24 protein-coding genes are annotated in these 25,809 nt (G+C 46.0%); all 24 read right to left on the bottom strand.

Annotated elements, in window-relative coordinates; translation table 11 throughout:
- Window positions 1-20: 20 nt before the first annotated feature.
- Window positions 21-2,120, bottom strand: a complete 2,100-nt coding sequence (gene flhA, locus BCV39_RS02015) for a flagellar biosynthesis protein FlhA (protein ID WP_048668500.1) — start codon at window positions 2,118-2,120, stop codon at window positions 21-23.
- A gap of 212 nt (window positions 2,121-2,332) precedes the next feature.
- Window positions 2,333-3,463, bottom strand: coding sequence for a flagellar biosynthesis protein FlhB (flhB, locus tag BCV39_RS02010; protein ID WP_048661512.1), 1,131 nt, complete (start codon window positions 3,461-3,463; stop codon window positions 2,333-2,335).
- A 9-nt stretch (window positions 3,464-3,472) separates the two neighbouring features.
- Complete coding sequence (gene fliR / locus BCV39_RS02005) at window positions 3,473-4,255, bottom strand: flagellar biosynthetic protein FliR (protein ID WP_017060672.1); 783 nt, start codon at window positions 4,253-4,255, stop codon at window positions 3,473-3,475.
- 6 nt (window positions 4,256-4,261) lie between these two features.
- The gene (gene fliQ, locus BCV39_RS02000) at window positions 4,262-4,531 is read right to left on the bottom strand and encodes a flagellar biosynthesis protein FliQ (protein WP_029235191.1); all 270 of its coding nucleotides are present in this window, start codon (window positions 4,529-4,531) and stop codon (window positions 4,262-4,264) included.
- A gap of 11 nt (window positions 4,532-4,542) precedes the next feature.
- Complete coding sequence (gene fliP / locus BCV39_RS01995) at window positions 4,543-5,472, bottom strand: flagellar type III secretion system pore protein FliP (RefSeq protein ID WP_198591313.1); 930 nt, start codon at window positions 5,470-5,472, stop codon at window positions 4,543-4,545.
- Window positions 5,459-5,899 carry a flagellar biosynthetic protein FliO gene (gene fliO, locus BCV39_RS01990; RefSeq protein ID WP_048664311.1) on the bottom strand — a complete coding sequence of 147 codons (441 nt, stop codon included), beginning with the start codon at window positions 5,897-5,899 and terminating at the stop codon, window positions 5,459-5,461. The genes fliP and fliO overlap by 14 nt, the downstream gene beginning before the upstream one ends.
- Window positions 5,899-6,309 (bottom strand): flagellar motor switch protein FliN, encoded by a 411-nt coding sequence (gene fliN, locus BCV39_RS01985; RefSeq protein WP_004739851.1) that lies wholly within the window; start codon window positions 6,307-6,309, stop codon window positions 5,899-5,901. The genes fliO and fliN overlap by 1 nt, the downstream gene beginning before the upstream one ends.
- 28 nt (window positions 6,310-6,337) lie before the next feature.
- Window positions 6,338-7,381 carry a flagellar motor switch protein FliM gene (gene fliM, locus BCV39_RS01980; RefSeq protein ID WP_048661515.1) on the bottom strand — a complete coding sequence of 348 codons (1,044 nt, stop codon included), beginning with the start codon at window positions 7,379-7,381 and terminating at the stop codon, window positions 6,338-6,340.
- Window positions 7,382-7,388: 7 nt separating this feature from the next.
- Window positions 7,389-7,877, bottom strand: coding sequence for a flagellar basal body-associated protein FliL (gene fliL, locus BCV39_RS01975; RefSeq protein ID WP_048664313.1), 489 nt, complete (start codon window positions 7,875-7,877; stop codon window positions 7,389-7,391).
- Window positions 7,878-7,966: 89 nt separating this feature from the next.
- On the bottom strand, window positions 7,967-10,120 hold the full coding sequence (locus BCV39_RS01970; protein WP_102432855.1) for a flagellar hook-length control protein FliK: 2,154 nt from the start codon (window positions 10,118-10,120) through the stop codon (window positions 7,967-7,969).
- 182 nt (window positions 10,121-10,302) lie between these two features.
- Window positions 10,303-10,740 carry a flagellar export protein FliJ gene (gene fliJ / locus BCV39_RS01965; RefSeq protein WP_048661518.1) on the bottom strand — a complete coding sequence of 146 codons (438 nt, stop codon included), beginning with the start codon at window positions 10,738-10,740 and terminating at the stop codon, window positions 10,303-10,305.
- Between the two features lie 19 nt (window positions 10,741-10,759).
- Entirely contained in the window at window positions 10,760-12,079 is a 1,320-nt protein-coding gene (gene fliI / locus BCV39_RS01960) for a flagellar protein export ATPase FliI (protein ID WP_017060680.1), read from the bottom strand.
- Complete coding sequence (fliH, locus tag BCV39_RS01955; protein WP_048661519.1) at window positions 12,079-12,879, bottom strand: flagellar assembly protein FliH; 801 nt, start codon at window positions 12,877-12,879, stop codon at window positions 12,079-12,081. The genes fliI and fliH overlap by 1 nt, the downstream gene beginning before the upstream one ends.
- A 125-nt stretch (window positions 12,880-13,004) precedes the next feature.
- Entirely contained in the window at window positions 13,005-14,066 is a 1,062-nt protein-coding gene (gene fliG / locus BCV39_RS01950; RefSeq protein ID WP_048661520.1) for a flagellar motor switch protein FliG, read from the bottom strand.
- Window positions 14,059-15,801, bottom strand: a complete 1,743-nt coding sequence (gene fliF, locus BCV39_RS01945; protein ID WP_048664320.1) for a flagellar basal-body MS-ring/collar protein FliF — start codon at window positions 15,799-15,801, stop codon at window positions 14,059-14,061. Before fliF ends, fliG begins: the two co-directional genes overlap by 8 nt.
- Before the next feature lie 16 nt (window positions 15,802-15,817).
- Window positions 15,818-16,129 carry a flagellar hook-basal body complex protein FliE gene (gene fliE / locus BCV39_RS01940; RefSeq protein WP_017060684.1) on the bottom strand — a complete coding sequence of 104 codons (312 nt, stop codon included), beginning with the start codon at window positions 16,127-16,129 and terminating at the stop codon, window positions 15,818-15,820.
- 132 nt (window positions 16,130-16,261) lie between these two features.
- Window positions 16,262-17,671: a sigma-54 dependent transcriptional regulator gene (locus BCV39_RS01935; RefSeq protein ID WP_017060685.1), complete on the bottom strand. Its 1,410-nt coding sequence runs from the start codon at window positions 17,669-17,671 to the stop codon at window positions 16,262-16,264.
- Window positions 17,672-17,701: 30 nt separating this feature from the next.
- A complete protein-coding gene (locus BCV39_RS01930; RefSeq protein WP_048661522.1) occupies window positions 17,702-18,745 on the bottom strand; it encodes an ATP-binding protein in 1,044 nt (347 codons plus the stop codon).
- A 184-nt stretch (window positions 18,746-18,929) separates the two neighbouring features.
- Window positions 18,930-20,396 (bottom strand): sigma-54 dependent transcriptional regulator, encoded by a 1,467-nt coding sequence (locus BCV39_RS01925; protein WP_048661523.1) that lies wholly within the window; start codon window positions 20,394-20,396, stop codon window positions 18,930-18,932.
- A 228-nt stretch (window positions 20,397-20,624) separates the two neighbouring features.
- Entirely contained in the window at window positions 20,625-21,035 is a 411-nt protein-coding gene (gene fliS / locus BCV39_RS01920) for a flagellar export chaperone FliS (protein ID WP_004736194.1), read from the bottom strand.
- Between the two features lie 12 nt (window positions 21,036-21,047).
- The gene (locus BCV39_RS01915; protein ID WP_048661524.1) at window positions 21,048-21,353 is read right to left on the bottom strand and encodes a flagellar protein FliT; all 306 of its coding nucleotides are present in this window, start codon (window positions 21,351-21,353) and stop codon (window positions 21,048-21,050) included.
- Window positions 21,354-21,356: 3 nt separating this feature from the next.
- Window positions 21,357-23,384 (bottom strand): flagellar filament capping protein FliD, encoded by a 2,028-nt coding sequence (gene fliD / locus BCV39_RS01910; RefSeq protein ID WP_102432856.1) that lies wholly within the window; start codon window positions 23,382-23,384, stop codon window positions 21,357-21,359.
- 22 nt (window positions 23,385-23,406) lie between these two features.
- Window positions 23,407-23,832 carry a flagellar protein FlaG gene (gene flaG, locus BCV39_RS01905; protein ID WP_048661526.1) on the bottom strand — a complete coding sequence of 142 codons (426 nt, stop codon included), beginning with the start codon at window positions 23,830-23,832 and terminating at the stop codon, window positions 23,407-23,409.
- An 81-nt stretch (window positions 23,833-23,913) separates the two neighbouring features.
- Entirely contained in the window at window positions 23,914-25,044 is a 1,131-nt protein-coding gene (locus BCV39_RS01900) for a flagellin (RefSeq protein WP_048661527.1), read from the bottom strand.
- Between the last annotated feature and the right edge of the window lie 765 nt (window positions 25,045-25,809).

Here is a 25,809-nt window from a genome sequence, read left to right as displayed (position 1 = left end):
GTCCGTTCTAATTAGGCGGCTTAATTACCAACAGCTTGTACTATACGTATCTGTTTTTCGTCCGGTATCTCTTGGTAAGACAAGACTCTCAAGCTTGGGATCGTGTTTTTCACGAACTTAGCCAGAGTCGAGCGTAACACACCAGAGGTCAGTAGCACCGCTGGTTCACCTTTCAGCTCCTGCTCTTGCGTAGCGTGGCTGAGGGAGGTCTGTAAACGTTCGGCTAAACCAGGTTCAATACCAGCAGATTCTCCGCCGGATGCCTGCATGGTTTGATGCAAGATTTGTTCCAGCTCAGGAATTAGGGTTATCACTGGCAACTCTGGCTCTATACCATTGATTTCTTGAACAATTAATCGTTTCAATGAGATACGAACCGCCGCAGTAAGTATGTCAGGTTCTTGACTCTTACCTGAATACTCCGACAAAGTTTGGACTATAGTTCGAATGTCACGAATTGGAATAGCTTCATTCAATAGGTTCTGTAGCACTTTCACAACCACACCCAACTGCAATTGATCCGGTACAAAACCTTCGACCAGCTTAGGTGTTGAGCGGCTAAGCATCTCAAGTAAGTTCTGAACTTCCTCGTGACCAATAAGCTGTGATGCGTTGTTGGTAAGCAGTTGGCTAAGATGTGTCGCCAATACTGTAGAAGAATCGACAACGGTATAACCTAGAGCTTGTGCGTGTTCACGCTGCTCTTCACGAATCCATACCGCTTCTAATCCAAATGCAGGGTCGATTGTCGGCTCACCATCGATCATACCGTACACTTGGCCCGGGTTGATCGCGAGCTCCATGTCAGGCTTGATCTCAGCTTCACCTACTGCGACACCCATCAGGGTAATTCGGTAGCTGTTTGGTGTCAGCTCTAGGTTATCGCGAATGTGTACCGCTGGGATCAAGAAACCAAAGTCTTGAGACAACTTCTTACGCACACCTTTAACGCGTTCAAGCAGTTCGCCCCCTTGGTCTCTGTCAACCAAAGGAATTAAACGGTAACCCACTTCTAAACCAATAATATCGACAGGTTGAACATCATCCCAAGAAAGCTCCTTCTGAGAGCCTGCTTCTCCATTCGCTTCAACGGTCGCCGGAAGATTAGGTTCTTCCGCCTTCTTTTTGTTTTTCTTATCGATGTAATACGCACCCGCGCCCGCAATAACAGCAAGGCTCAAGAACGAGAAATGTGGCATACCCGGAACAATACCCATGATGCCAAGGATAGCGGCGGTGATCATCAAGGCTTTTGGATTGTCGAACATCTGGAAGACGAGCTGTTGCCCCATGTCTTCATCAGTATTTTGACGCGTTACCATCATTGCAGCTGCTATAGAAAGGAGCAGTGACGGGATTTGTGCAACCAGACCATCACCGATAGTCAGTAGCGTGTAGATTTCGATTGCTTCACCAAAACCAAGGTCAAACTGAGCCATACCAATGCTCAAACCGCCAATGATGTTGATGAACAAGATTAAGATACCAGCGATCGCATCGCCTTTAACAAACTTAGATGCACCGTCCATCGAACCGTAGAAGTCGGCTTCTTTGGTTACTTCAAAACGTCGCAGACGTGCCTGGTCTTGGTCGATCAAACCTGCGTTCAAGTCGGCATCGATTGCCATCTGTTTACCCGGTAACGCATCCAAAGTGAAACGCGCACTTACTTCTGAGATACGGCCCGCACCTTTGGTTACAACCATGAAGTTGATGATCATTAGAATCAAGAACACCACTAGACCGACAGCGTAGTTACCACCGATAACCACGTTACCGAAGGCTTCAATCACGTTACCAGCAGCGTCACCACCTTCATGGCCATGGAGCAATACCACACGTGTTGAAGCAACGTTCAAGGCCAATCGAAGCAGAGTCGCAATCAGCAGCACGGTCGGGAATGCAGCGAAGTCTAAAGGCCTACGGGTATAAACCGAAACCAATAGCACAACCATAGACAGTGCAATATTAAAGGTGAAGAACATATCCAACAAGAAAGCTGGAATGGGCAACACCACCATAGCAAGCGTGGCAAGTACCATAACAGGCGCACCAATCGCAGGCATGGCACGGTTAGGGATTTTAGGTAGCTTGTCCGCAAAAGGCAGAGAGAATTTCATAAATCTAGACAGTTTCGCTATGTTGTAGCTCTCTGAAGAAGTGGATTAGATCTTAGTCAGGGCTGTTTTGCTATGGGCTTATAATGTTCAGGCTTACTACAGCAAACACTGTACCAACATCTCACGTCAAATTATCGCCATCACCTCAATAAAAAGAAGATTAGCTAGCTCGCTATTATCAAGGTTCATCACGCAGAGCTCAAGCAATTGATCTAATGACGTAAATCAGGTGGGATCGGCATATTAGAATCTTGCAGTTTTGGCCTCTCCCCTCCTCGTTTTCGGTACTGCTTAAGCTGGAAAACATATGCAAGTACCTGCGCAACTGCCGTAAACAGACCGTCAGGAATTTGTTGTTCTAGCTCAGTGGTGTGATAAAGCGCCCTCGCCAATGGCGGCGCTGGAACAATATAGATGTCGTTTTCGCGCGCAATTTCTCGGATTTTCATCGCCATGTGGTCGACACCTTTGGCAACCACAATCGGCGCTTTATCTTGATTCTGCTTATAGCGCAATGCCACGGAAAAGTGCTCTGGGTTGGTCACAATCACATCCGCTTGAGGAACATCAGCCATCATTCGACGTTGAGCCGCTTCCCTTTGAAGCATACGAATTCGCCCTTTCACTTCCGGCTTACCTTCAGTATCTTTGAATTCGTCTTTGACTTCTTGTTTGGTCATCTTCAATTGATCGGCGTGTTGCCAGATCTGGAACGGGATATCAATCGCCACCACAATAAGCAGAGAGCAACTGATTAAAAGAATAAAGTTGAGCAAGATATCCAAAGCATGAAAGATATTCTGCGGATAAACATCCATGCTCAGCTGCATTAAATCATGCTGAGAGGCCTGAATCAGATAAATGGCCATGCCTGATACAAGAGCTACTTTCAAAATAGATTTGAGAAGTTCAACCCAACTTTGTAGGCCAAACATACGCTTGATACCACTGAGTGGATTGAGCTTAGACGCCTTTGGCATCGCGGCTTGCATTGAAAAGTTAATCCCACCGACACCCGCCGCACCAATGACTGCTGCAACGAATAAGGTTATCAGGATCAAAAACAGCGGAAACAGCAAATTCACCAGTGCACCACCGGCAATTTCGAAGAGTTTATTGGTATCAAAAATCTCGTCGCGGCTCAGAGAAAACAGACGTTGCATAGCCTCGAACAACGCCTTCGCCATCGATTCGCCAAACCACATTAATGCAATCGCACCTACTATCAGTACCGACGCCGACGCTAGCTCTTTCGACCTTGCAACCTGCCCTTTTTCTTTGGCCTGTTGCAAGCGTTTGGGCGTGGCGTCTTCTGTGCGTTCTTGACCGTCTGACTCTGCCATTTCAGTCCCCTAGCAATCTAACCGGATTAGACGACATATCTGTTGTTCGCCTTGCATCCAGAATAGCTCATAGTGACTATACAAGCCGCCAAGGATGTACCAACAAAGTAACAGACCCACGAGTAGCGCAAATGCAAAACCCAAAGAAAAGATGTTTAACTGAGGTGCAGCACGCGTCATTACACCAAAAGAAAGGTTAATCGTTAGTAGCGCGATAATGCCCGACAACGACATTGCTAATGCCGTTTTGAACATGATACCGAGCCACAACGCGAGTTCTCGAAAATCGACCGAAGTCAGAGAGCCACTGCCAATCGGCAAAGTCTTAAAACTGAACACCACCAACTGCAGCATTTTCAAGTGACCATCTGTCGCCAAAAAAAACATGGTCGCAAGCAACATGAACAACTGACCAAGTACTGGCGTATTCTGTCCGTTAGCGGGGTCAACCATTGAGGCGAAGCCCAAGCTAGATTGCATACCCAAGATCTGGCCGAGCATGACGAAGGTCTGAATCATAAACTGAGTAACAAAGCCCATGGCAACACCAATCACGATTTGCTCAAACACCGTTAAGAACCCTTGGAAAGAGAGCAGTTCGATCTCTTTGGGAACAGCAGGAATTGCGGGCATCACGGCAAAGGTGATAGCCAAACCTAAATACAGACGAATACGCGGCGACACGAAGCGTGCCCCTGTTACCGTCATCACCATCAGCATCGCTGAGATGCGAGTGTATGGCCAAAAATAATTGGCTAACCACTCTAGTACAAGGCTCGTTGGGTATTCCATATCGGTCTAATACAGAACTTGCGGCAAGCGTTCGATGAGTTCGAAAAAGAACTCCATCATCATCTGGGTCATCCAGTGTGCAAATAGCATCAACGCCAACAAAGTTACTATCAAACGCGGCAGGAAACTCAGTGTTTGTTCATTGATAGAGGTCGCCGCTTGGAATACAGCGACAACTAAACCGATCAGCAGGCTCGGGATGATAATGGCGCAAACCATGATGAGTACCATCCAAAGGGCATCTCGGAACAACTCTACGAATATTTCAGGATTCATTATTCCCCCAGCTACAAGGCAAAACTGCCGGCGAGTGTGGAGAGGATCAAGTTCCAGCCATCAACAAGAACAAACAACATCAACTTAAACGGCAGCGATACAATCATCGGTGACAACATCATCATACCCATGGCCATCAATACCGATGCCACCACCAAGTCGATGATTAGGAACGGTAAGAACAACATAAAGCCGATTTGGAAAGCCGTTTTTAATTCCGATGTGATAAACGCAGGAATCAGAACCGCCATAGAGACATCTTCAGGGTTGGTCACTTCCGCACCAGAGATCTCAACAAAGGTTTCAAGATCTTTGATTCGAGTCTGTTTGAGCATGAAAGACTTGATCGGACCTTGGGCAACATCGAATGCCTGTCGTGCCGATATCTGTTCATTGAGATAAGGTTGAACCGCCTGTTCGTTAACCTGATTGATTACCGGTGACATAATGAAAAAGGTCAAAAATATTGCGATACCAATAATCACTTGGTTAGACGGTGTTTGTTGTAAACCCATCGCCTGACGCAAAATAGACATCACCACCACAATACGGGTGAACGAGGTCATCAAAATCACCATCGCTGGCAAGAAGCCAAGCATGGTCATTAACGCCAAGATCTGAAGGTTTATCGAGTAGTCTTCACCGCCATTAGCATTGGTTGTCATGGTAAAGGCAGGTATGCCGCCACCATTGCCGGTTAAGCTGCCCGTGGTCATGGTTGTCGATTTGGCTTGGAATTGTTCCATCGTGCTGATGGTTACCGACTCTGAGCCAGCGGTATTCGCCGGAATGACGGTGCCATCTTCAGTCTGTGCAAATACCGACATACTGAATACGAGTGAGCAGAGAAGAGTGAGCTGAACCAACAACACTTTAACCATTCGGAAAGCTCCGTTTTGGCAAACGTAAGATGAGTTCAAAAGTCCGTTACTTGTTTGCATCTTTTTTTATTAGCTGGGAAAGCTGACTTGAAAATGTACTTTTTTCCAGCATCTCCTGAGTAAGAGGTTTATCGAGCTTAGAAATTAGCTGAATAGATTGCGTGGTAATCCCGACTAAGAACTGCTCATCACCCGCTTGAACAATAGCGATGCGTTCTTTAGTACCTACAGGAATTTGCCTAACAATCGCCAAGCCTTGCTGATTCGACATTGCAGGCACTTGCATGCGCTTGAGTAGCCAAGCAATAAATAAAATGAAGGCTATAACGAAAATTAGCGACCCAAAAGTGGTCGCTAAATCGAGAGATGGCGGCGTTGCAGCAAAGGCAATGGAGGGAACAATTAATAGCCCTACTCCCAAGCCCCCTCTTAACAGCTTTGTCATTCCGAGAGAAGAGCTCGCCAGTCTTTGAGACAAAAAGCTCATTAACGCAGCTTCTTAATTCGTTCTGTTTGGCTAATAACGTCAGTCAAACGAATACCAAACTTGTCGTTCACCACAACCACTTCACCATGAGCAATCAAGGTACCGTTGACCATTACGTCCAGTGATTCACCAGCAATTCTATCTAGCTCAACGACCGAACCTTGGTTCAACTGAAGTAAATTACGGATACTGATCTGAGAGCGGCCAACTTCCATTGAGATAGTCACTGGAATATCCATGATGGTATCCAGCTTACGACGCTCATCTTCAGAAATCGGAGATGATGAATCAGTTAGCTCATCAAGTGGTGCCGCAAGCACGTCATCAACATCAATTGACGGTGCTGAAGGATCTTCACCAAGTGCTGCAGCCCATTCGTCTGCTAGCTTTTGATCTTCACTAGGTTCCATTACCAATTCCTATACTTTTATCTATTTTCTATTCGTCATCATCGCTGTTTTCTAGTTCAGACATTAAGTCCTTACCTAGAAAAGCGAGATCAGTTTTAACCACATGGGGTCTTTGAATTTTTTCAGAAATCTGTACTGCGAGCTTCTCACCAGAGCGCCCCATTTTCACACGATAGGTCGGCAGTTCTTCGACAAACATCGTTGCGTGCTCAGGCATGTTCATTGGAATGACGTCACCGGGGCGCAGCTCCATCAAATCACGCAGAGAAATATCTTGCTCTAGAAGGTTCACACGAAAGTTAACCGGCACATCCATGATTTCATCACGCAGTGCGGTACTCCAACGAACGTCGGTTTCCATTTTGTCAGATTGAACACCCGCATCAAGCAGTTCACGGATCGGTTCAACCATTGAATAAGGCATCACAACGTGGAAGTCACCACCACCGCCATCTACCTCGATGTGGAACGAACTCACAACGATCACTTCTGTTGGGCTCACAATGTTCGCCATACTTGGGTTCACTTCAGAATCCAGGTATTCAAACTCAACCCCCATCACTGGAGACCAAGCTTCTTTGTAATCTTCAAAAACAATTTTCAGCAGCAGCTGGATAATACGTCTTTCAGTCGGCGTGAATTCACGGCCTTCAATCTTGGCGTGGAAACGACCATCACCACCAAAAAAGTTCTCTACAAGAATAAAAACAAGACGTGCTTCCATGGTGATCAGCGCCGTACCTTTTAACGGACGGAAACGCACCATATTTAAACTGGTGGGTACATACAATGTGTTTTGATACTCACCAAACTTCATCATCTGTACGCCGTTGATCGACACTTCAGCCGTTTTACGCAACATATTAAACAAGCTAATCCGCATATGACGTGCGAAGCGCTCGTTAATAAGTTCAAGGGTCGGCATTCGACCACGGACGATTCGATCTTGAGATGAGAAGTCGAAATTGACCGCACTGTCATTCTCGGTTTCTAAGACATCTTCTACGTCTTCAACATCATCAACGCCATGTAACAGCGCATCAATTTCGTCTTGGCTTAATAAATCGGTCACAAATTACCTATTGAATTACGAAGTCAGTGAATAACACTTTTTCAATCACAGGCTGGCCAACAGCTTGAGCCAGACTTGCTTTAATATCTTCAGTCGCCTTGTTTCGCAGTTCAACTCGTCCGGTTGGAGAGCGCAATTGATCGACCGTGGCCGAAGCGAACGTTGCTAGTAGCGTACTTTCTACAAGAGGAGAGTGATAGCGAGCCAAGTCTTCATTCTTGCTGCCTCGTACCATCAGCTGTGCTTTTATCTGCACTAGGCGATCTTTTTTATCACCTGTCACATTGAACAAGAAGGGCTGAGGAATATTAACATACATAACTGGCTCTGCAGCGACCATAGCAGTGGCTGGCTGAGACTGAGATTCAGAGGCACTATCATCGGAGCCTAAGAAAAAGAACAAAGCACCACCGATACCAAGCAGTAAAACGACTACCGCTATAATGATGATGAGGAGCTTACTCTTCCCTTTAGGTGCATCTTGTTCTTCGGCCATATCTTACTCTAACTTCCTGTTCTTTCTATTAACTAACGGTTCTTTCTATTAACTGATGTTTTTATTAACTTAGTCTTCTTAGCCTGATACTAGGCATAATAACTAATTCCATCACGCTTTGATGAGACATTCAATTCAAGATTGCTGCCACTATCAAGGTTTTCGTCACCTTGACCATCATTTGTGCGGTTAGCGCCGGATTGTTGCTCACCACTGTTGTACCTCTCCTGCCCCTGACCAGAGTTCTGTTGTTGAACTGACGAATCAGCAAGCTGCATCCCTTGTTGAGCCAACATCTCTCTCAACCGAGGTAAGGTTTGTTCAATCACATCTCTCGCCTGCTGATTGCTCACAGTAAAGTGCACGTTTGCCACATCATTATTCATGGTCATTCGAATTTTCATTTGACCCAGCTCTGGTGGGTCGAGGCGGATATCCAAGTTCTTAAGGTTCTTAGACATCATCATTTGTATTTTTTCCGCTACCTGCTCGTTCGCGAGTTCTTTAGTAAGCTGCAAAGGCGCTTGTTGAGCAGCTTGAATTTCAGCTCGAGTTGGCGCAGAACCCGCGGTGGCAGCGCCTTGAACACCCGCAGCAGAAGCGATCTGCTGAGCAAAGGTCGAATCTTTAGAATCTTCCTTAGCACTCGCTTTTCCAAGACCAGACAGTGCCGCTGCACCAGCTCCGGCTTTAAGTAACATGTCCGTTGAACCTGCTTTGGTCGCGGCAGGCGCAGCATTCATCGCCACCCCTTGTGCAGTTAAAGCAGGGTCTAACGCAGCTTGCTGTTGAGGTGAAGAAAGCTTGGCTTGTTGAGCCGCTGCCTGTTGGGCCGCGTGCGCATTATTGGCGTGCAGCATTGCCGCCTTATCCGTAAGAGCATTGTTTGCTGATTGAGAAGCGGCCTGCGCTGACACTTGTTGTGCCGCCGTCGCTACAGCTGCTGTTGATGCTGCCGCAGCTAAGGCTTTAGTTTCGCTTGAATCCGTATTATCCCAATCGATAGCAGCGGGTTCACCAGACGCACTGTTCGCAGCCGGAGCTTGACTTAGCAGAGCTGTTGCTTGTTGTTGAACGTTTGCGAGCTGTTGATTCAACAGGTCTAGGTTAGAGGTCGCTTTAGCCAAAGCGGCTTGCTCATCAACCGTCAACTTAGCACCACTTTGTTGCTTGTGAAGCAAGCTATCGACAACAGACTGCTCTGATTCGATTTGTCCATTCAATTGGTTTAGCGCTTTGGTATGGGCATCTACTTGCTTTGCCAGTTCAATATCCGCGGCTGACAATGCTTGACTCTGATCGGCAGCAACCGCACTAGCTGCACTCTTTTGGCTCAGCTCTCGGCTCATACTGGCTTCAATTTGTTCTGGAGTGACGCCTTTATCCATCAACTGTCGGATTTCATCATCAGTCAGCTGAGAAACACCCTTACCTCCGGTAAGTACAGCGATTTCAGAATCAACTTCTAGAGCGCTACCTTGATTCGCTGCATTGGCTTGGCTCACTTGCTTACCCGCTTCACCTGCAACTGAAAGACCAGCAACTGAAGCTCCTGGGATATTACCTTGAGCTTGGTTGAACTGAGACTGTTCTAACTGAGACTGTTGTGGCAAGGCTTTGCCGTTCGGAGTCTGATTCAGCGTTTTATTTGCCTCATCCAACTGGCCAAGCAACTTATTACCTTCATTCATCGCGGCACTTGCTTGCGATGCCTGCTTAGACTCATCTACCGCAGATGAAGCCTGCTCTTGGGGTTGAGCAACCTGTTCTTTCGAATCGTTAGTCGTAGCCTGCGCGTCTTTACCAACCGCCTTATCTGCGACATTGTTATCAGCGACAGTGCTATCAGCGCTCGAATGGGCTTTGAGCTGAGCCGCGGAATCAGACGCTGCCTCTGTAGATGTTTTATCTGTGGCTTTGTCACCCTCTACTCCTGAAGCTGCTTGCTTGCTTTGCGCTTCGCTCACTTCCTCAGTAGCCTTTGATTCGGCTGAATCACCTTTATCCGCTTCAGCTGACGCTTCACCTTCGGTAGAGGCCTGTTTAGCATCAGATTTTGTGGTGCTTTCTGAGTCTTTTACTGCAGCTTTACTGTCACTTTCTTCAAAGCCGAGCGCTTCCTTAAAGGATTCAAAGAAACCTTTAGAGTCTCCGGTTTCTTCTACCTTGGAAGAGGCAGAACCGGTGTCCAACAACGATGACGTTTTGTTGGCCGCTGAATTTGAGGAAAGACTAACATTCATATATACAAGCTCTATCTACTAGCTTTGCTGCCATGAACCAGGCAACAAAAAGAAAGTCGGGTGCTTTTTATGCCTTTGGTGGGCATAACGCGCAATTTTATATAAAACGGAGCAAGAAACATGCCTATAAGTTCTGTTCTCACAATATCGAGAGCAGCACCTGCGTCATTCGTGGCTTAGGATCACATCTTCTTTCGGCTGTATAACAGCGTCGAGAACTCATCCATTTGCTTTTGATCTCTTAGGTCTTGCAACTTTGCTTTTTCTTTTTGCTTTTTCTCCATCAACCACTCGTAGGATTTACGTTTTTTTCGTAACTCCATCCAGTAGTTTTGGCAATTGTCGACTTGATTTTTAAAGTGGTGCTCGGCTTCTCGCTGCTTGGATAATGTTTCATCTAACTGGGTTAAGAAACGATTCAAGTGACCATATTGACTCGCCGTTAAGCCAGCCTTACCACGGTCGACAAGCTGCTGGCAGTAATCAAGTCGATACTTTTCAATCTGCGCAACCTGCTCATAGTAACCTTGCAGCTCAGAGTTCGCTTTGTTAAGCGCAAGTACGGCTTGGTTCTCTTGATCTTTAGCTTGATCGAGCAAAAATTCTAATGCGTTATCCATGACTAACCTTATTCACTCGTTAGCCACCCAATACATGCTTCAGCATGTTGACACACATGTCGTACGGGACAGTTTCTTTCATCTTCTGTTGCAAGTATTCGTCCAATTTCGGCTTCAAAGTGAAGGCACTATCAATTGCAGGGTCAGTTCCTGGCTTATAAGCACCAATCGAAACCAAATCTTGGTTTTTACGACAAATAGACAGCACTTGCCTTACCGCTTTCGACATCAAAACATGTTCTTCAGTGGTAATTTGCGGCATAACACGACTGACGGATTTCTCGACATCGATCGCAGGGTAATGACCCGCATCGGCCATCTCACGCGACAATACAACGTGACCATCGAGAATCGCTCGCGACGCATCCGCAATCGGATCTTGTAAGTCATCGCCTTCGGTTAACACGGTAAAGAAAGCCGTGATAGAGCCTTGTTCATCGTTGCCGTTACCCGCACGTTCCACCAGCGCAGGAAGCTTGGCGAATACTGATGGCGGATAACCTTTGGTTGCTGGCGGCTCACCCACAGACAGAGCAATTTCACGTTGAGCCTGAGCAAAACGGGTCAATGAGTCCATCAACAACAGAACATCTAAGCCTTGGTCTCGGAAATACTCGGCGACGGCCAGTGCGGTTTGGCAGCCTTTCAGTCGCATCAATGGCGATGAATCAGCAGGAGCCGCGACCACTACAGATCGCTTACGACCATCCTCTCCAAGAATCTCTTCAATAAATTCTTTAACTTCTCGTCCACGCTCACCGATTAGGCCTACGACCACTACTTGCGCAGTTGTGCCTCGAGTCATCATGCCCAGAGTTACGGATTTACCGACACCAGAACCTGCGAACAGACCGATACGCTGTCCTTTACCCACGGTTAACAATCCATTAATGGCTTTTAATCCAACATCAAGGGGTTCAGAAATCGGTTTGCGTGCTAACGGGTTGATTGGCTCAGCATTGAATGAAGCACGTTGCTCGGTATAGATTGGACCTAGGCCGTCGAGTGGATTACCGACGCCGTCGATCACTCGACCAAGCAGTTCCATTCCTACAGGGATACCACTTTCGGTGGTCATTGGCGTGACGCGAGCGCCAGGTAAGATCCCGGTGATTTGTTCGCTCGGCATCAAGAATAGATTATCGCCAGAGAAACCGACAACTTCGGCTTCCATCTGACCAGACATAGTTTCAACTAAACACAAACTGCCGATTGGTGCTTTACAGCCAGTCGCTTCAAGCGTTAAGCCAACAACACGGACTAACTTACCAGATGCAATTGGTCGCGATTTTAGCCCTTCGACTTTGTACTGACTGAGACGGTTCGCTAACTCAAGCATTACTCATGACCTTGGTGACGGTTTGCGCCGCAGAAGTTTTGAATGACGTTTTTCACGCGATCTTCCATGCGGTAGTTAACGCTCGACTCACCCGCTTCGATTTGTACATCACCACGATTAAGTGCGGGCTCCGCAACTAACGTCCAATTACGGCAGTCCAATTCTGTTTCACCATATGCAGAGCGAATGATCGCCACATCTTCCGGGTTAAGCTTCAATGTAATTGCATGACCAGAAATTGGCAGGGACTCTACCGACTCTTTGACGGTATCTAATATGATTTGTGGATTGGTTTGCACTTCAACATGAACCACTTCTTTGACCATGGTCAGTACCATGTCTACCAGCTGCTTCTCAACCTGAGCATTCATCAGCTCTAGTGGCTGAGCAAACTGGTTGGCAAGCCCCATAAAGATGGCCACTTGTTGCTGAATGTACTCTTGGCCAGCGGTCACGCCTTCAAGCTTACCAGCTTGATTGCCTTCTTCATGGCCAGCGGCAAACCCTTCTTCTTTGCCTTTTTCGTAACCTTGTTTAAAACCAGCCTCTTGCCCTTGATGAAGGCCTTCCTGATAAGCACCTTGTTTGATCAGCTCGATCTGCTCTTCAGTTAGAACCAGCTCTTCATCTTCAATGGCTTCTTCAACCGTTGGCATCCAACCAGGATCGTAGTTAAAGGCCGTTTCTTTGGCTTGTTTGTTCACATCAGAGGTATAGTCAGGTAGCCCCCATTTCTGAGGTTGGGCAACCGTATTATCTTCTTCAGGGCGAAGGAAGCCGCGTTTTCTATCACCTGACATATCAGTACCTATCTATGAGTGCATCCAACTGCATTGTAAATTCAAACAGTTAAACGGAGTTAATCTGTGGTTCGAGATTGGATAAAGAAAAGCCCCAACAGTGTGGGGCTTTTGAGGTTTCTGTATTAAAGGAACTCGTCGGCGCCACCAGACAGCATAATCTCGCCACTGTCTGCCATCTTCCTCGCAATACCCAATATCTCTTTCTGAGCCGCTTCCACATCAGAGACTTTCACTGGCGGCATCGCCTCAATATCGTCTCTCATCATATCGGCAGCACGTTTAGACATATTCTTGAAGATCTTCTCGCGTAGACCATCATCAGCACCTTTAAGCGCTTTCTGTAGAATGTCTTGTGGAACATCACGCAGCAGTCGCTGAACACCTTGGTCATCAACTTCAATTAGGTTTTCAAAGACAAACATAAGATCTTGAATCTGGGTTGCCATGTCTTCGTCTTGATCTCGGATTTGATCCATCAAGACACCTTCTACGTTGTTGTCCATGTAGTTCATGATCTCAGCCGCAGCTTTCAGGCCACCAATTTTGGCAGCTTGAGCACCCGCTTGACCCGCAAACTGTTTCTCCATGATTTCGTTCAGTTCAGCAAGAGCTGACGGTTGAACTTCTTCAAGGTTCGCAATACGCATCATTAGATCCAGACGAACACGCTCTGGGAACTGTGACAGAATCTCAGCCGATTGATCGGCATCGAGATACGACAAAACAATCGTTTGAATTTGAGGGTGTTCGTTGATGATGATACTCGCCACCTGACGAGGATCCATCCACTTAAGCGAATCCAAACCTTTCGAACCTGTGCCGAGAAGGATTTGATCGACAAGGTTATTCGCCTTGTCTTCACCCAGAGCAGCCACCAATGCGTTACGCATAAAGTCTTCGCTGCCCATACCAATGTTGGTGTACTTCTGAATATCATCTAAGAAAGCACGGTGCACTGCGCCGACTTTCTCTTGAGATAAATCCGTAGCTCGCGCCATCGCACTACCGACACGCTGAACCTGCTTTGGCTCTAGGTGACGAATAATACCAGCAGCGTCTTCTTCGTTTAAACTGAGCAACAAGATCGCAGCGCGCTCATCGCCTGAGATAGAGCCGATATCCACGCTAGAGACATCAAGCACTTCACCGCCTTCAGTTTGTTGTGGAACTATTTCGTTAGCCATCTACCATCCAATTCTTAACTACTTGAGCTGCTAGCTCTGGTTCATTCGCTACAAGTGCACGTACTGCTTTCAGCACGTCCTCGTCTTTATGAAGGTTTGGCAAGTCAATGCTTGAACCAAATTCAAACAGCTCACCACCTTCAATATCACCACCAATTAAGCTGGTTTCGCCGTCGACACCAATTGGCATGCCATCAGGGCCGTACATTTGATCATCATTGTCAGCTGCAGGATTAAGCAGTTTCTTCATTGCAGGGCGAACAAGTACCAATACCACCACAATAATAACCAAGGCACTCGCAAACCAACGAACCCAATCATTAAAGTTTGGATGCTCCCAGATAGGCACATCTGCCACAACATCTGTCACTTGTGGTGCGAACTGCATGCTTAACACGTTCAGTAAATCACCGCGGCTTTCATCAAATCCAACAGTACCAATCAATACCTGACGAATCGCGTTGATTTCGCTGGCAGGGATTGGAGTATGAACCACTTCGCCCGTATCTGGGTTCAACGATTGACGGTCTTTGATCGCTACCGATACCGTCTGGCGATTCACCGTGCCACTCTGTTTACGTTCATGGCTGATGGTGGTGTCTAACTCAAAGTTTCGGGTCGCTTCTTTGTGAACCGAGCCTTGCCCCGTCATTGCGCCGTCTTTCATCTGAGCAACATCTTGTGGGATTGAGGCATCAGCAGGTGGCTGATTACTCAAAGCTCCAGGAATACCCGCCACAGTATTACCGTTGTTGTAATCTTCTAAGGTGTATTCACTTCGAGTCGCAGGTGTATTCGGATCAAAACGCTTTCGGGTTTGTTCCACTGCACTGAAGTCGAGCTGAATATCAACCTGAGCGGTATAGTTACCAAACCCAAGAATAGGAATCAGAATAGAATCAATTTTTTCACGTAGAGCCTGTTCTTGATTGCGCTCTAACTCGTGTTCTTTACGACGCGCTGCAGACATTGGGTCTTGAGAGCCTGAGCTCAACAATCGACCATGCTGATCGGTTACCGTAATACGTGAGGTTTTCATTCCCGGAACGGCACTAGCGACCATATCAACAACAGAATCGACTTCTTGTTGCTTAAGATTGTTGCCCGTTTTAAGGGTTAGGAATACGGAAGCGGAGGCTTCTTGATTGTGACGCACAAACACGCTTTGCTTCGGCAACGCCAGTAAAACCTGAGCTTTACGCACCTGTTTCATCTGCTCAATCGCTTTGGCAAGCTGTCTTTCACGGCTTAATTTAAGGCGTTCTTGTTCTAAACGTTGTGATACACCAAAGCCCATGTCTTGCATGAGGATGTCATCACCCGCGTTTCGCTCTTGGTTCAAACCCGCTCGTACCATATTAAGCTTCAATGAGTTGTACTCACTCGCCGGTACTGAGATGGTATTGCCTTCAAGCGTGTACTCGATCTTTTGCAGATCCAAGTAATCAAGAACGGGGATCAATTCTTCTGTTTCGTAAGCCCCTAGTGGACGCATTTCTGGCTCTTTCACCCAGAAAAACAGCATCACAATCAGCGCTACACAGATAGAGATAGAAAGGACTAATACGACCTGACGGAGTAAATCGAGATCACCGACAGCCATATCGAACTTCGATGAACTGCGTTCACCTAGATCGGGATTTTGCCCTTCTCCGTCTAGCTCAGAGCCTGCAATAAGTGCGTGGTCGTTGCTATCGCTTACGGTTAAATCTGTTGTTTGACTATTATCTGCCACTATTTAACTACCCAACTTATACCGGCATATTCATCAGCTCTTTGTACGATTCGACCAATTTATTTCTAATTTGGATCGTCGCCTCAAAAGCCACGCTAGATTTATTACGAGCAATCATCACGTCCGATAGGGATACGCTTTGGTCGCCACTATCAAAACGAGCTTGAAGATCACCAGAGGTCTTTTGTAATGAGTTCACATTATTGATGGCATTAGTCAGCATGTTGCCAAAATCTGCACCGACCGCTTGCCCCGTTGCTGCGGGACGCGCGCTGGCAGCTTCGACCATCATCGCCTGCATTTCGCCTTGTAAACCATCTATTCTCATCTACTACCTCAGGAGTCAAAATTATGACCATCTATTTAGCTGTATTATTGACAGAGCAATTAGCGTGCCACACATTAAATTGACTAGATATCGTATTACACTAGTCAGAAAGCTGACACTACTAATCTATCCTCAGTTTGGGATATCTATTCCAGCATCGCGCATTTTCGCCAGCTTGTAACGCAATGTACGAGGGCTAATCCCCAGTTTTTCAGCCATATCTTTGCGTCGGCCATTACATGCTATCAGGGTTTCAAGAATGATCGCATACTCTTGATCTCTAAGCTCATTACCTAACCCCTCGCTGCTAGCCGCGATTTTATTAATTGGGTTTGCTTCGGCAATAGGCTTGATTTCTGGCGCAGCAACATCACTGCCTTCGACGATTTGTTGTAGGCTGCTTGCGTCTTGCCAATCAACACCTTCAAGAAGGATGTGCTCGCCAGAGATGTTCTCTTGTTCGCTCAATATTAACGCACGCTGTACCACATTGTCTAATTCACGAACATTTCCCGGCCACGGATAATTGACGAGTTTACTGATCGCTTGTGCCGACATCACTGGCACTGGCATACCAAGCTTGGTGCAGTGGCGCTCAACTAAGTGCTTGGCCAAAGGCTCAATATCACCTTTACGCTCGCAAAGCGGAGGCCAAGAAATTGGGAATACATTCAGGCGATAGTATAAATCTTCACGAAAGTTCCCTTCAGAAACATACTGTTTTAGATCACGGTTACTGGTCGCTAATACGCGGACGTCTAATTTGATGCTCTTGCGGCTACCTAACCGCTCAACTTCGCGTTCTTGCAATACACGCAGTAGTTTGGCTTGTAGGCTAAGATCCATTTCACTGATCTCATCCAACAAAATAGTGCCGCCCTGCGCTTGCTCGAATTTCCCTGGGCAAGCTTGGATCGCGCCAGTAAATGCGCCTTTTTCATAACCAAACAGCGTCGCTTCTAACATGTTGTCTGGGATCGCCGCGCAGTTAATCGCGACAAACGGGCCATCTTTTCGGCTAGAGGCATTGTGAATGTAACGAGACATCACTTCTTTACCAGAACCACTTGGGCCTAATACCATGACGTTGGCATCGGTTTTAGCCACCTTATCAGCCAACATCATTAACTTGATGCTTTTCTCATCGGCAACGATAGCATCGCCATTATCATCCGATTTTACGGGAGCATAACGGCTCACCATATTTAGCAGAACTTCAGGCGCAAATGGCTTTGCCATATAGTCTATGGCGCCCTCTTTCATTGCAGCAACGGCATCTTCGATGTTGGCATAAGCTGTCATCAACAGCACAGGCAAATTTGGCCAATGCTGCTTGATATTTCTCAATAGTGCCAAACCACCCATGCCTGCCATCTGAACATCAGATACGACAATATCAACGGAGTTAGACTTTAATTTGACCAGAGCATCTTCCGCACAATCCGCTTCCAGCCATTCATAGCCAGCAAGCGCGAGCGTGTCGACAAGGGCTTCGCGTAGACCTTCATCATCTTCGACGATTAACACTTTGCTTTGAGCCATAGGATTCTCCAGTGTAAATTCAGTTAAAACTTATTCGTTTTCAGAAGAAGCACTTCTTTCCAGCGGCAAGCACATGGTAAAGCATGCGCCGTCCCCTTCTTCTGATATCAATTCAAGTCGGCCTTCATGTGCACGACATACCATTTGTACAACCGCTAAGCCTAGACCTGTACCTTGCGAACGAGTGGTAAAGAAGGGTTCCATGATTTTACCTTGAAGCTCTTTCGGTACGCCCGGCCCACTGTCTTGCACTGATATCTTAAGCTCGCCGTTTACGGGTCTAAAAAAAACATCAATCTGCGATTCTTTACCCGCAATTTGAACCGCGTTCAAAACCAAGTTACTTAACGCTGAAGCGATGGCGTTGGCGTTGCCAAACATTTGAGTCTGTTCGCCCTCAACTTCCTGGCAATAATCAATCTGACTGGTTTTCAATGCCGCTTCCACCATAGGGTGAAATTCGGTAATCAATTCAGCCACGGTAAAAGGTTTCACCACCTTATTATCGCCACCTTTGGCAAACAACAACATGTCATTCACTTGCTTCTCTAAGTCATGCAATCTATCCATAAGCTTAGATTGAAAACGCGTTTTTGTTGCCGGCGGCAGATTCGGCGCGGCAAGGTTTGATGCATACAGCATCGCACTAGATAACGGCGTACGGACCTGATGAGCAAGCGAAGCCACCATTCGACCTAACGAAGACAAGCGTTGAAGATCACTCACTCGAGACTGCAATAGACGAGTTTCTGTCAGGTCGGTAATCAAAATCAGCTGACCTGTAGTAGAGGCTGAAATGGCCAAACGTACCTTTCGACCGTTCTTTAATGAGATCTCATGACCATCATCGTCTTTTGGGTCGAAGGCACTTTGAATCACTGAAAACCACTTCTCACCAACCAACTCAACCCCAAGGATACGGTGCGCTTCAGGGTTCGCTTCTCTTACTTCGCCATGAGTATCTAACAAGATAACCCCTGCAGGCATTACATCGAGTACTTGCTTATAGCGTTCAACCTGCTGCTCAACAGAATCTAGGTGTGATTGATTTTCTGGTTCGTTCGATACGTGCATGTCAAAAATTTGCCTCAAATACTAAAACAGCCTGAGACGTATAACACGAGTCAGGCTATTTGCTATATTTATCACATAGTTAAGCAAGCAACAACTCGACTATGGTTTATCTGTTCACTTAGCTAGAATTGCCAAATAGCTAAAAAGTGTGTGCTAGTTTTTCGTTTTCATCTAAAACTGGACACTATCGCTGCAAGTTATATTTACGCATTTTTTCAACCAGAGTGGTTCTGCGCATTCCAAGCATGTCAGCAGCACGGGCAACAATGCCTCCTTGCGCTTCCAAGGCTTGATTGATCATATTCACTTCCATATCCGCGAGTAACTCTTTCAGGTTAACCCCTTCTGGCGGTAACTCTTGAGGTGCATTGGCGTTGTCAGCAAGTTCATCTTGCTGATCAAAGCTGAAATCTTCTGCGAACAAGTCGGAAAGTGCATCACGCTCTTGCTCTTCTTCAGATACAAAGCTATTAAACTCAGGCTGGAACTCAGGAATATCGCTGTATCGATATTTAGTTGGAAGGTGATTCACATCAACCAAGCTGTTTGGATACAGGATAACCATTCGCTCAACCAGGTTCGCTAATTCACGAACGTTACCTGGCCAGTAGTGCTCCATTAGAGAGTTAATCGCACGAGCGGTAAAGCAGATAGGCATGCTGCCTTCCGCTTCCATTCGAGTCATCAACTCTTGAAGCAACAGTGGAATATCTTCTTTACGGTCCTGAAGCGCCGGCATTTCGATTGGGAATACGTTCAAGCGGTAGTAAAGATCTTCACGGAACAAATCATCATCGATCATATCTTCAAGGTTGCGGTGGGTTGCCGCAATCACACGAACATCAGCTTGTATGGTGCTGTTACCACCGACGCGTTCAAAGCATCGCTCTTGCAGTACACGCAACAACTTAACTTGCATCGCCATTGGCATATCGCCAATTTCATCAAGAAACAGTGTGCCACCCTCAGCCAATTCAAAACGACCTTTACGTGCGGTAATCGCACCAGTAAACGCGCCCTTCTCATGACCAAACAATTCACTCTCAAGTAAATCTGGTGGGATAGCACCACAGTTTACCGGCACGAAAGGCCCAGTACGACGTTTAGAGTGATAGTGAATATTACGCGCTACAACTTCTTTACCGGTACCAGATTCACCAAGAATCAGCACGTTCGCTTCCGTAGAAGAGACTTGTTCAATTAAGTGACGTACTTCTTGAATGCCAGCACTTTGTCCTACTAGGCTACGAAATAGAGTGTTCTTGCGTGCCGAAGACACCACTTGAACACCTTTGCGACCTAAGAAGTCTTTACAGTGTCTTAATGCATCACTTAATTGAGGGTAGTTAAGCGGAAGTTCAAGCTCACCAACATAGTTAGTCAACTCGTCAACCGGGTGATTGTTTTTGCCAATCACCAGTAAAGGGATGTGATTGGCGTGAACAAGCTTTTCATTCAGTAATGCGTTGAAGCCTTTACCTTTAATGGTACCAATAATGCAGCCGGCCCACTGTAGTGACCAGTCAACTTTACGTGCTTGTTCAGAGCTGATTACTTCGCAGCTCTCTCCTACAAACTCTAATATTGTGCTTAAATTGTGACGATCTTGAGCGCTATCGTCGACGACAAGCAGTTTTGCCAAACCTTGCATAAGTAGGAATTATTGCCTTTATTTTGGTGCGATGCGGAAAAACGGTGAGCGACGTAGTCTATAAAACAATGAAAAGTATCAATGATTATGGTCTACGTGGACAAATTTAGGAAATCAGCAACGAAAAAAGCCATTAGGCTATCTAATGGCTTCTATTTTATTTGATTAAAAAAATAAGGCAACCAACCAATTAAGGGATATGAGATTGGTTAAAACTGCAATTTTTCTTTAAATACCTACGTCAGCAGACGTCAAGTTGTGATATTCGTTCGGAATTTGGTCCCAAGCGCTCTTAATTTCGCGAATAATATCGATAACATCATCAATAGGCTGTGGGTCATTTTTGTGATTTGCCGCAGAAATTTGCGTGATCATGAACTCATAAAGTTGATCTAGGTTTTTCGCAATATCGCCACCATCGTCCATAGATAGGCAACTGCGTAGGCTAATAATGATATCTAGAGCCTTACCAAGTCGCTCACCTTTCACCGGGATGTTACCCGCTTGCATTGCCGCTTTACCTTGAATCAAACGCTCGATAGCACCTGCCATTAGCATCTGTACAATCTTATGCGGTGAGGCAGCCGTTAGCTGACTATCCACTGATACCTTTTTATATGCCTGTAAAGAACCGCGCATAGTAAACCTCTTCTATAAAAACTTTTTGTATTGTTGAACTGATTTAGCACCGTGACGATATTTGTGTAGGGCCTTACCTACTCGACTCGTCTCAGACTGCATCAATTCGACTAATTTTCTGGTTCTGATAATGGCTTCAAACCATTCAGAACTTTGCTTAACGTCGGGGTGTGAGTCGATTATTTGAAGCACGTTTTGCAATAACTGTTCTCTGTTATCGACAAGCAGCGTTATTTCTTCAGCATTAATTTCACTAAATTCAAGCTTAGAGAGAATTAATTGATCGAGTTCACAAAGCTCTTTTAGCTGGCTATTCATCTATTAGCCCAACGCATTCATCATACTGCCCAACTGAGATTGCATCTTACTGGTCGCATCTTGCATGGCCGTGAACTTAGAGTGGGTACGGCTCTCAAGGCTGTCCATGCGGCGGTCAAGCGCGCTTTGGTCATCTGCTAGGCGGTAATTTTGCTCGACCAAGCTCTTTTCTCGAGTACGGATTGAACCCGTGATACCTGTAATGCCTTGAATCGCGTCTTCCACTTTTTTGGCGAAGCCGTTGTTGCCACCAAAGAACTCACCCAACTTATCAAAGTTATTGTTAAGTTGACGGTCAAGCATGTCGTAGTTGATTTCTAACGAGCCTTGTCTTGTGGTCGTGATACCAAACTCGGTCAAAGATTTTAGGTTATCAGGTGCGCCTTCAATGCTTGATGAGAACACACCTTTTAATCGTGAGTCGGCGTTACGCACGGTACTGTCACCAGACAGCGGGCCTTTTTGGCCAGTCGTTGGGTCAACACCCGCCAAGTTTTTAGACACTTGGTAAAACTGATTATAAGAATTAACAAAAGCTTCAATGTCTTGGCGAACACTATTACGGTCGTACTCCACACCAATTTCTGCCGGCGGCTTATCTTTAGGTGTTTTTCCTTTTACCGTAATATCGATGCCTTCCACGGCATCTTCAATCACATTGTTGTTACTTGAGAGCTGAGCAACGCCATCCAAGACAACCATTGAATCTTGTCCGGCTTGAACTTCCGTCATACCACTGTAGGTATCGAAAGACTCTTGAGCCTGAGCAAGATCAGCTTGTGCTTTATCGACCTTCTCTAATTGCTCACGCTCTTCCGGATCGAGTTTGGCACGTTCAATTTTTTTGGCTTGTTCAGCGGTCAATTCGCCTTTTTGAACTTTCTCAGCGAGCTCTGCTTTTTCTTGTGAGATCTTTTCTTCGATACGAGCTTGTTCAGCCTCTAGCTTTTGCTGGGCTTCTTTTGGCGTCACGTAAGAATCTGTCAACGTACCTGAAGCAGCATTTGACCACCCCGGCACATCAGGAGCTTTCTCTATCGCTTTTTCATCAAGCTCAAGTTCAGGTGTGTAGTAAGAATCAAGAAGCGTACCAGATGCAGTTTCCGTCCAACCTGGGATATTGTCTTCCGGCATGACAGATTTTGCCGCTTTAGCTGCATCAAGGGCAGCTTGTCCGTCGGCGGCGGCTTGCTCACCGTAGCTAAGGCTTTGAGAGCCTTCATCAGCTAATGAAGTAGCGTCGGTCTGGGATGCAGGAAGGGCATTACCGTCTTCATCGATTGTTTCACTCGCATTTGGATCATCGTTCGAAATTACGTCATCAACGAGTTGTGCGGCTTTTCCTGCAGGAGTTAGAGCAAGAACATCTTGAGCTGCAAGGCGCGCTTTCTCTAAAGCTTTAACGCGCTCTTCAAGAGTTTTGTATTCGAGTTTTTTTAGGGGATTAGCGGCATCTGACTCAACGTTGATGCTGATCTGCTGGTCTGAACCAGACTGATTCGAGGCAACGATAAGTCGTGGGCCTTCAACATCGTTGATAATAGATGCACGAACGCCTGGGTTGCTATCTGCACCGTTTATACTGCGAACAACATCGATAAGTTTCGATCTGTCGCCAACTTGCACATCAAAGCTGTCATCACCAAGCGAAACCTGCAGCTTACCTGGGCCAAATTTCATGTCCTCTGACAGTACATCAGAAGCCACTTTATGGCTTTGGGCAAGCTGCAACACATCGATGGCATATTTGCCAGCGATCGCTTCGGTAGTCGCGGTTGCAGAGACAAGAGCTTCATCAGTACTTTCCACTGTTCGCACAGCGAAAGCTTTTTCCTGACGAAAGTTTGTCATCAGGTTTTTCATCGAATCGAGGGATTCTCTGAGTCTTCCATAGGCACTAATGCTGGTATCGATTCGCGTTCGTTCATTGTCAATTCGTTGCTGTTTAGGTACACGCTCCGAATCAACAATTTTGCTGACCATGGAATTGATATCCATGCCAGACGAAATCCCCATTGGGCCAAAACTCATTAAACCACCTCAATAATACGACTTAAACCTTCACCTCAAATATTCGACTATTTGAGTTTTGGGCTGCTAGGCGTCTTAGAATTTCAAGCATTTCTTCATCGGGTATTTGGCGAATAATATCACCGGTTGTGGTCTCATAAATGGTCACCACATCCCTACCCGACTCTTCATCGACCTTAAAGGCAACACCCTTATTGAGGGAGGAGATAAACTCGTTTACCTTCTCCACCATTTTGACTCGCTCTTCATCATTTAGCTCTTGTCTATGTTGAGCTAATTGAATCGCTGCTTCGGTAGCTTCCTCTTTCGATTTCTCTACCTTGCCATAAGATGTTGCTTCTTTTAGTCGCGAAATACTCGACGCACTACTACCTTCATCGCTTGCAATTTTAATGCCATTAGGTGAGCCATAAGGCTGGATGTTCGATGCGTTGGATGATATTTCCATAACACTCTCCCTCCCTCCTTTATGAGCCATACAGTAAAACTCTACCCAGAGTAGAGTTTACCGCTACTTACCGAGGTAAGTTTAGCCCAATAAGCTTAGAGCTGCTGATGGTGATTGTTTTGCTTGAGCTAGGATAGAAGTACTCGCCTGTTGTAGGATTTGAGACTTAGTCATAGCCGTTGTTTCTTTCGCGTAATCGGTATCTTTGATACGGCTCTTAGACGCATTAACGTTTTCGTTAATGTTATCTAAGTTGCTAATTGCATGGTCAAAACGGTTTTGGAAAGCACCAAGAGATGCGCGGTTACTATCAACAGATTTTAGTGCGCCATCAATGATAGATACAGCTTCGTTTGCACCTGCAACCGATGTTACGTCGATATCGTTAACAGTAACGTCTTTACCTGCACCGATACCTAGTTCACCAGCAAGACTGCCACCGAACTCGACATCACCATCAACTTTTTGGCTTGAAGCGAAAAGTTGCAGTTTACCGCCTTCGCCTACCGACGCTTTAACATCTTGGCTTTGACCGTTGATGTAAGTTGCTAGCTCTTCCATATCGTTGCCTTCCTTCGCAGAAATAGACAACTCTTGTGCTTCACCAAACTTATCGTTGTATTTGATTGTTAAGTCAGCACCAGCACCTACACGCCAAGAAGCATCTTTGCCTTCTGTAACGCCGTAGCTCTTACCACCCATGTCTTGAGTGTCGGTACGCATGTTGTTCATAGTCAGCATTACTGCTTCACCAGAATCTGCACCGATTTGGAAAGATTGGCTGCCGTAAGTACCGTTAAGAAGCTTATTACCACCAAAAGAGGTCGTTTCAGCAATACGGTTAAGTTCTGTATTTAGAGCAGAGACTTCTTCTTGGATCGCAACACGTTCAGATTTGCTGTTTGAACCATTTGAAGATTGAAGAGAAAGGTCACGCATACGTTGCAGAATGTTGGTTGACTCATTCATTGCACCTTCAGCTGTCTGTGCAATAGAGATACCGTCATTCGCGTTTTTCACAGCCATATCTAGGCCACGGCTTTGCGACGTTAAGCGGTTAGAGATTTGTAGGCCAGCAGCATCATCTTTTGCGCTATTGATTTTATAGCCAGAAGACAAACGCTCCATTGATTTTTGAGTACCTTCAGCCGCGCTATTTAGGTAGCGCTGAGCCGTCATTGCAGACACATTTGTGCTTACATTAATCGCCATAGTTGATCTCCTTTAGGCATTTTTAATGTACTTATGTGACTCTCACCTCACACAAATACATGTCAATTTTGTTTATGCACCAGTGTCTCTCTCACCTTACATTGGTACATATCATTTCTCTCAATCCCTTTAACGGCCCCTTAATTAGAAGCTTTAATAAAAAATGCGCTTTTTTTCATATTCTTTTCAACAACAAAGGAAAGTGTGATCGGGCTTCAATTAATAGGGCGACATTCGCTAAAGTTTCCCGTTTTCTTGATTATTGAGCGTGGTGTTGAATATAAAACCAAAAGAGATCCCTGAGATCTCGTTCTATTCGATTCTGGGATGACGATGAATCTTCTCATCGACCAATAAGTAGCTCGTCACTCCCTAGAATGATAAGCGAGAACTAAACAAGTCCGCTCATTAAAAGTCAGATTCCTGATACCTCGTTTTACTCGGTTCTGGAATGACGAAAGGTAGCTTCGGTACAATAAGCGATGAAATTATCATTTCCCGATCCCGTCATTCCCTACAGTGAGGAACGAGCGTGATAGGGAATCTCGCTTTCGCTTCTGTTTACCCGCACTACACTTTTCCAAATACACCTTCACCAAATTTCAGGCAATAAAAAACCCAGCCGAAGCTGGGTCTGTTTAGCGCTCATCTCTCACCACGAGCTAATTTGTGGAAGCCTAACGTTAACGCTTATGATCAAAAATACTTATGGTCAACGTGGCCTTTCAATCGATTAACCTAGTAAGCTAAGTGCCGAGTTCGGTG

Source organism: Vibrio sp. 10N.286.55.E10, assembly GCF_002872555.1.
Classification (GTDB): Bacteria; Pseudomonadota; Gammaproteobacteria; order Enterobacterales; family Vibrionaceae; genus Vibrio; species Vibrio crassostreae.
Note: the sequence above shows the minus strand (reverse complement) of the source record. Positions and strands in the feature narration are given on the sequence as shown.